General features: G+C 42.6%; 1 protein-coding gene. It reads left to right on the forward strand.

Annotated features, from left to right (window positions below; all coding sequences use genetic code 11):
- Positions 1-216, forward strand: a 216-nt coding sequence (locus tag ACVCXO_RS12140) for a hypothetical protein (protein ID WP_452229858.1), incomplete at both ends; no start/stop codon positions are given.

The following is a 216-nucleotide window of genomic DNA, read 5'->3' on the forward strand; positions in this document are numbered from 1 at the left end:
CCAACATCAGTAACGGTACCAACAAATGGTAGTGTAGATGCAGGAATAGATGGTTATACTACAGCAGGAACGGTAACTGGAACCGTATATAACGATGAAGATGGTGATGGAATACAAAACGGAACAGAAACCGGATTTACTTCTCCAGTAACTGTATTTGCAGATTTAGATGGCAATGGCGTATTAGACGCAGGAGAGCCAACAGCAACAACAGCA

This window comes from Lacinutrix sp. MEBiC02404 (genome assembly GCF_053601575.1).